This window comes from Streptomyces sp. PA03-6a, assembly GCF_033792765.1.
GTDB lineage: Bacteria > Actinomycetota > Actinomycetes > Streptomycetales > Streptomycetaceae > Actinacidiphila.
Genome location: NZ_JARAVK010000366.1, coordinates 1 through 6,769, shown reverse-complemented (window position 1 = coordinate 6,769; position 6,769 = coordinate 1). Strand labels below are relative to the sequence as shown.

Annotated in this window: 2 protein-coding genes and 1 pseudogene; all 3 read left to right on the top strand. The window is 69.2% G+C overall.

Translation table 11 applies throughout. From position 1 onward, the window contains the following. Positions 1-2,254 precede the first annotated feature (2,254 nt). Positions 2,255-4,459, top strand: coding sequence for a glycosyltransferase (locus PV350_RS43065; RefSeq protein ID WP_500338836.1), 2,205 nt, complete (start codon positions 2,255-2,257; stop codon positions 4,457-4,459). A 5-nt stretch (positions 4,460-4,464) separates the two neighbouring features. Next, the gene (locus PV350_RS43060) at positions 4,465-5,379 is read left to right on the top strand and encodes a hypothetical protein (RefSeq protein ID WP_500338835.1); all 915 of its coding nucleotides are present in this window, start codon (positions 4,465-4,467) and stop codon (positions 5,377-5,379) included. 64 nt (positions 5,380-5,443) lie between these two features. Further along, a pseudogene (locus tag PV350_RS43055) lies at positions 5,444-6,655 on the top strand (IS701 family transposase); the annotation flags it as partial. Between the last annotated feature and the right edge of the window lie 114 nt (positions 6,656-6,769).

The window sequence follows — 6,769 nt, the reverse complement described above, 5'->3', positions numbered from 1 at the left end:
GGCGCAGAAGCGGCAGGTCCTGGAGGAGTTGCGGGACGGGTTTGAGAAGGGCAGTGCGGAATATGAGCAGGTGCTGACTGCTCTGGCGTTTGTTGACCCAGTTGCCTCCCCTGTCAGTGGCGGGGGTACTGCCGGGGCTGCGGTTTTCGGCGGTGCGGGCCGCGGCAGCGACACGGGTTCCGCCGGCGGGGGAACCGCCGGTACAGGCACGGGCGGTATGCCAGCGGCCCGTGCCGACGAAGCCACCGGTCCTGTTCCTGCCGCCGATTCTGTTCGTAGTGGGCTCGACGGGACCGCAGTGGCAGAGGAGGCCGACGACGATGCCACGTTGGTGAACGGTGGCGACGCGGTGGTCGACGACAAGAAGGATGTGGAGTACGGCAAGAACGAGCTACCGGAGTCTGGGCGCAGTCGTGAGAAGGTTCTTGCCTGGCTGACCGGTCACAGTGTCGACCCGTATAAGGCAGCTCTGCTGGACCCGGACCGCAGGTTCCCCCAGGCCGTTACCGCAAACCCCGTTAACACCCCAGCCGAAAGGCAAGCTGAGGTAACGGCTGAGGTGCTGCGGAGGATCCAGCAACTCCGAATGATCTCGGTGCTTGAGGCGCAGGCCCCTGAGGGCTTGAACACGCCTGCCTTGCCCCGTACTGCCGATGACCGTGATATCCGCCGTACTGCCGTCGGCTTTGCTAGGCGGGAGCAGGTACCTGCTGGTCCGGTTACACCTTTGGTCGGTCGTGACCGGGGGCCGGCGGACACGGAGGCTGCGCGTCGGTTTGCCACTGATCCTGATGGGCGGCATGCCAGTGCCCGGACTGTGAAACTGGCTGATGCGTTTGAGGAGTACCTCGGAGTGGCGTTGGATGCGGTGCATGACGTGGCTAGCGCGGCGGCTCGCCTTGTCAGGGCTGGGGACGCGCTGAGGGCTCAGGGCGTGGATGTCTTTGCTCTCGAATGGGCGGCCCTGTCGGTTAGTGAAAAGGCTGAAATCGAAACCCTGGTCCTCCGCGGGTGGCTGCCCAGCCGAGACAGCACCGGGAGTTGGACCAGCCGCGACTGGGGCGCGGTCGCCGTAGCTTTCAAGCGTCTCGGCAATAAGGGTGCGGCTGCTATTACCCGGCAGGTGGCCAGCGAACATGCGCGGTCAGATTCTGAGGCAGCGGGTAGCCGGTCGTCCGGTTCGCGGCGGGGCCCCATTGTCAGGATGGCGTTTGTGGACAACGACGGGGTGAAGGAGCAGGTTGTCGCGGACTACCTGAGAAGCCTGGGAACTGACGAACGAGAAGCCCTGGGGCAGCGCCTGGGTTCCGTGTTTGGTCCTTCTAGTTCTCGTGTTGTTCCAGGATTCATGCGGGCGAGTAGCGACCGCAGTGGTGGTGCACGTGCCGATGATGATGCCCTGGCCGGCAGTGCGGGTGTAGGTGCGGTTGGGGGGTGGGGCGGTACCGGGAGTGGTTCGGTGCGGGACGCCTTCCCGGGCGCTGGTGCGGGTTCGGGCTCGCCGCAAGGTAGCGCAGCGGTCGGTGGTGGAGGGGCGCCCGCGCCGGGGAATGGTGCTGCGCGGTCTGTGACGGGGTCCGAAGGCCCGGCAGGCAGCCCGGTGGGTGGGCGCGGTCCAGGTGCGGAGGGGGGCTATGTCACCACCGGCACTACCTCTGATGGCCCCGTTGTCGGTGGTGTGCATGCCGCGGGCGGGTCTGGTCATGATGCGTCCGTGTCCGGGGTCTTGCCGCACCCGGCGGTCCGCGGGGCGGTGGGTTCGCTGCCGGATGCGTTGCCTGGTTTCGGCAGCACGCCCGGCAGCGATGGCTCGGCCAGCTCGGTCCTGGAGATGTCAGGAGCCCCGGGTGAGCGAATGCCGGGTCACGGGGCGGACGGGCAGGGTGCGGGGTCCGCGCCGGAGGCGGGCCTGGCTGTTGGCAGGGCCGCAGGTACTGCGCCGGGGGCGGGGTCTGAGGTACCGGGTCATGCCACAGGGACCGCTGAGCCGGCTGGCCTTGCCGGCTTCAGTGGTCCGGCGCACCTGGGGACGGGTCCGCGGCCGGTGGCGGCCGCCGACACCGGAACGGGCGTGGGCGGGCCCGTCATGGAGCGCTTCCCGGCCCCGGATAAGGCACAGGCCCCGCATGCCACCCCCAGGACGGTAGGCGACCCCGATGCACCCGGCGGTGAACAGGGCCGGCCGAAAGACCAGGCAGCGGTAACGGACGCTGCAAGCGGTGCGCCAGCGGTACCCACGGCCGCGTCGTCTTCCGTGCCACGCATCCGCACGGATTCCACACGGGAGCAGGACGCTCAGCCGAGCACCACTGCGCGTTCGACCGCCATCAACGGCAACGTGTCGCCCGCGACCGTCAAGGGCGAGGACAGCAGACCGTCCATCGACCGCGCCAAGACAACGCCGGACATCCGTGTGCCGCTGACAGCCAGTACCGACCCGCGCCACACATCAGACCATGCACTCGGCGGTGCAGAGAAGCGGACCGGGCTGGCTCTTGACGTCGGCGGCGTCCAGGCGGCGGCGGTCCGGGTCCGTGATCGGCTCGACCGGGACGTCGCAGGTCTGCGGGATGCCGGGCAGGATCCGTTCGAGGCGGACCTGCAGTGGTGCGTGACCGCTGTGGAACACTTTCTCGACGAGGTGCACCCCGACGGGAGCGGTCACCCGTTCCCGGCCGCGGGGCGGACGGCAGACGATGCGGCGGTCGGCTCCGGTGCCTCAGGCCGGCTGGGCGGGGCGGCGCCGTGGCGTGAGGTGGGGTCGTGGGACGCGGTCTCGGGCGCGCTGAAGGGGCGCGAGCCGGGGGCTGCGGCAGTGGGGCTGACGCGCTCGCCGTTCGGCCGCGGTCACGCGGTCGTGGCCTACATGCCACGCGACACGAACGACCGGGGGCAGGCGCCGGTGTGGGTGGAGATCGCACCGGGCCGGGAGCCGTCGGTGTCGTCGGAGCCCCCGGCGACACCGCCTGTCGAAGCGGCGGCGATCGTGGTGGACCACCATGGCACGGCGGTTCCGGACGCGCTGGAGCGGTTCACGGAGTCCTCCTCGACGGCCCACGCGGTGCTGGACCCCTCGTCCGACCGGCGGTTCGGGGCGCCCTCGGGGTCCGGCGGCTGGCTCAGCAGGCTGGACCGGGGCGGCACAACCTCCCGCCCGCCGGCAGCCGACGCTGCGCCGTCGCGGCCGCAGCACCCCCGGGAGCAGCTGGCGCCTGTCGTACAGCGGCTTGCCGACGTCGCGGCGAAGGATGCCGACGGGGTGCTCGGCCACGCTATCGGACTGGTGATGGAAGGGCGGCTGAGCGCGGCGCGCGTGCTGCGCGGGACGGTGCGGCAACAGGCGGCTGCGGACCCGGGCCGCCAACCGCTGGTCGATGACATCGACCGGGTGATCACGAACATGGAGAGGGGGTTCGCCGATCCAGCGATCGGATCCCTTCCGGGGGCCGTGGAAATTCCGCGGACGGTGAATTTCGTCTGGCTGGGCCGCCCGATGAAGGACGCCGCGGTGTCCAACGTCACCGAATGGGCCGTCCGGGCGAAGGAATCCGGGTGGAAGGTCCAGATGTGGACCGACACCGGCCGTAATGGGCACGGCGCCGCGGTGAGCACGTGGGACAAGGGGAGGAGGGAGGCCCTGCGGGGGCTGGGCGTGGAGTTCCGGGAGATCACCGAGCTGTTGCCGAAGCGGCCCGTGGCGGATTTCCGGGGGCGCCTGCGGCCGGACCCGTTGTCCGGGGAGCCCGGCCTGTCGACCCTGCGCGACTTGTACCAGAAGGGACGGGACGCCACCGAGGCCGGTGTGTATCCGGCGCTTTCCGACGCTGCCCGCTACGCCGTCCTCTGGCGGGAGGGCGGGGTGTACGCGGACGTCGACATCGCCCCCGGCGGTATCGACCTGAAGGCGCCGATGCCGCGGGTGGGCGTCAGCGACATCCCCTACCTGCCGCCGATGATCCGTGACGGGAGGATGCTGGAGCAGACAAAGGCCCTGGCCGCCGAGGAACTCGGCAAGCCTGCCGGGGAGGTCTCGCTCAAGGAGGCGGTGGACCACCGGGTCAGCCTGGCGGAGTTCAACAACAACTTCTTCGTCGTGCCCCCGCGTTCCGACCTGATGGGCAACATCGTTGGTGCGGTGGCGAAGTCCCCGATGCTGGACGACCTCTTGGACGTGGACGCCCCGGCCAACGGGCTGAGCGGTATTGGAGCCGCGCTGACCGGGCCGTCGGCCCTGGCGAAGGCCCTCATCACCCACTTCGAGTCCCTCGGCGTCCCGAACGCGGGGCCGCACGAGCAGGCCTCCGCGCTCGACCCCGGGCACGCGGCGCAGTGGTCGGAACTCGGCTGGATCACCGAGGAGAGCGACAACCAGGGGTACGAAGCCAACCGCTTTGCCGGCGCGGGCGGGCATACCGGCAGCTGTTCGACATCACCTCCGCGCGCACGGCACGTACGGTGAAGGGGGTGGACGCGCTGGTGAACGAGCTCACCAGCCGCCAGGACGCGAACCTGAGGGTCACATCGCACGGCCGCTTCTCTGCCCGTACCTCGGACAGGCCGCCCGCGGATCTGCGTACGGCTGTGCCGGCGGACGCCATGGCGCGTCTGGGCATGAGGCCGGGAGGTGCCGGGAGGCCGGGGCGTGCTCCACTGGCGCCTGCGCCGACCCGGTTACTTGAGTTCGCGCGAGCGAGGCGGGATGCCGAGCGTGACGTGAGTGTGGTGCAGCGAATTCCTCCGGGGTTCCGGTCCTTCGGGGAGATTTCGAAGGAACTGGTGGAGGTCAGGGAGGTGTCGGCGGATTACGAGCCGGATCCGGAGTTTCCGGAGAGCAGGCCTCCGGTTAGTGGTGGTTCGTTCATCGATATGTGCGGGTTCCGGGAGGATGGGGCGACGGTGGCGGTGATGATGGAGATCTACCGTCAGCCGGGGCTTGTCTATACGGCGAGTGAGGCGTTCATCAGTCACTGGGCGGCGGTGCGCCCGACGCTGGGCGCGGGTCTGAGCAAGAATGCGCTGTCGAAGCAGGTGGCGAAGGGGCTGGGGACCGAGAAGAGGCCGGATACCGTTCTGGAGTGGTTGCCGCGGTACATCTACCACCAGAACGTGTCGGGTTCGGAGGCAAAGGAGACACTGGGCGGCTTGCTGAGGAGGTCGCAGACGCTGAACTTCGCGGCGGGTGATGATGCCTATCGGGCTGTTATGCGGACGGTGAACGGCAAGAGCACGGGGAACGTCCTCTCGACCTTCAACAAGTTGAAGGGGCTGAGTCCGGAGACGAGCTTCCACATCACGAACGGCGCAATCGTTCGTGACAGCAACGGCAACTATCACATTCGCTTCAGTGTCAGGCGGGCGGCCGCCCCGGTGGTTTGTTGACGGCGGGTCCGTACTGGAGTAGGCCGTGAGGTGTAGGCGTCAACTACGGTCTGGGGAGCCCGAGATGACGAAGCGGCTGTCGTGTCCGCCCGCACCTGGTCCGCTGGAGGCATACGCCGCCCGGTTCGATGATCTCTTCGGCACGCTGGCCCAGCGGCGTGGGTTCCGCGAGTACCTGGCCGGGCTGCTGCTTCCCCGGGACCGCAACAAGACGCTGACCTGCCTGGCCGGCGCCGAACCGGTGGCCGGTGCCCAGCATGCGGCGGTGCAGCGGCTGCAGTTCTTCCTGTCCGAGTCGACCTGGAGCCAGGAAGCGGTCAACGCCCGCCGCCTGGAGCTGTTGCTGGCCGCCCCGGCCACCGCACCGCATTCGGGCGGGGTACTGGTGGTCGATGACTCCGGCGACCGCAAGGACGGGACGGCGACCGCGCACGTGGGCAAGCAGTATCTCGGCTCGGTCGGGAAGATCGACCGTGGTGTGGTCACCGTGACCACCTGCTGGGCGGACGAGCGCGTCTACTACCCGGTGCACGCCTGTCCCTATACTCCGGCCCATCACTTCCCCCGAGGCAAGAGCGACCCGGACTTCCGCACCAAACTGCGGATCGCGGCGGACCTGGCCGCCCAGGCCAAGGCGGCCGGGCTGGACTTCCGCGCGGTGGCCGCCGATTGCGCCTACGGCGACCAGGACAGCTTCCGCTCAGACCTGCATGCCGCCGGCCTGCCGTTCGTGATGGCCCTCAAGCCCCGGCACGGAACCTGGGCCTACGGCCCGGACGCCCACACTCCCGTCGACGCCGCCCGCCTCCTGACCTGGCAGGATGCCGAACACCCTGGGGACTGGTCACGCATCGATCGCACCTTCCGCGACGGGCACACCGCCACCTGGTGGGCCGCCGAGGCCAGGCTGGGCTGGTGGGGCCCGGACGGGAACGTCCGCCTGGTAGTAGCCACCGCCGACCCGGCCACCCTGCCGGCCAAGGCGACCTGGTACCTGGCCACCGACCTACCCCGTCCCGGCAGCCCGCGCGCCGTCGAAGCCCCCTACCCGCCCGCTGACCTTGCCGAGATCGTGCGGACCTACGGGCTCTGACACTGGGTCGAGCAGAGCTACAAACAGGTCAAAGACGAACTCGGCTGGGCCGACTTCCAGGTCCGCTCCGATGCCGCCATCCGCCGCCACCAGACCCTCGTGAACTGCGCGTTCAGCTTCTGCTGGAACACCTGGTTCGCCCCACCCCCGCCCCCTGCAGCCGACCAGCCACCCGGGCCTGATGCACTGCAGGGCTTGATCAAGTTCCTTAAGGTTCGGGCTTGTTGGTGATGCCCAGAAGTGGGAGTGCTCGTTCGGGTTGGTCGCGGATTGCGCGGGTGGTTTTGGCGATGTTGT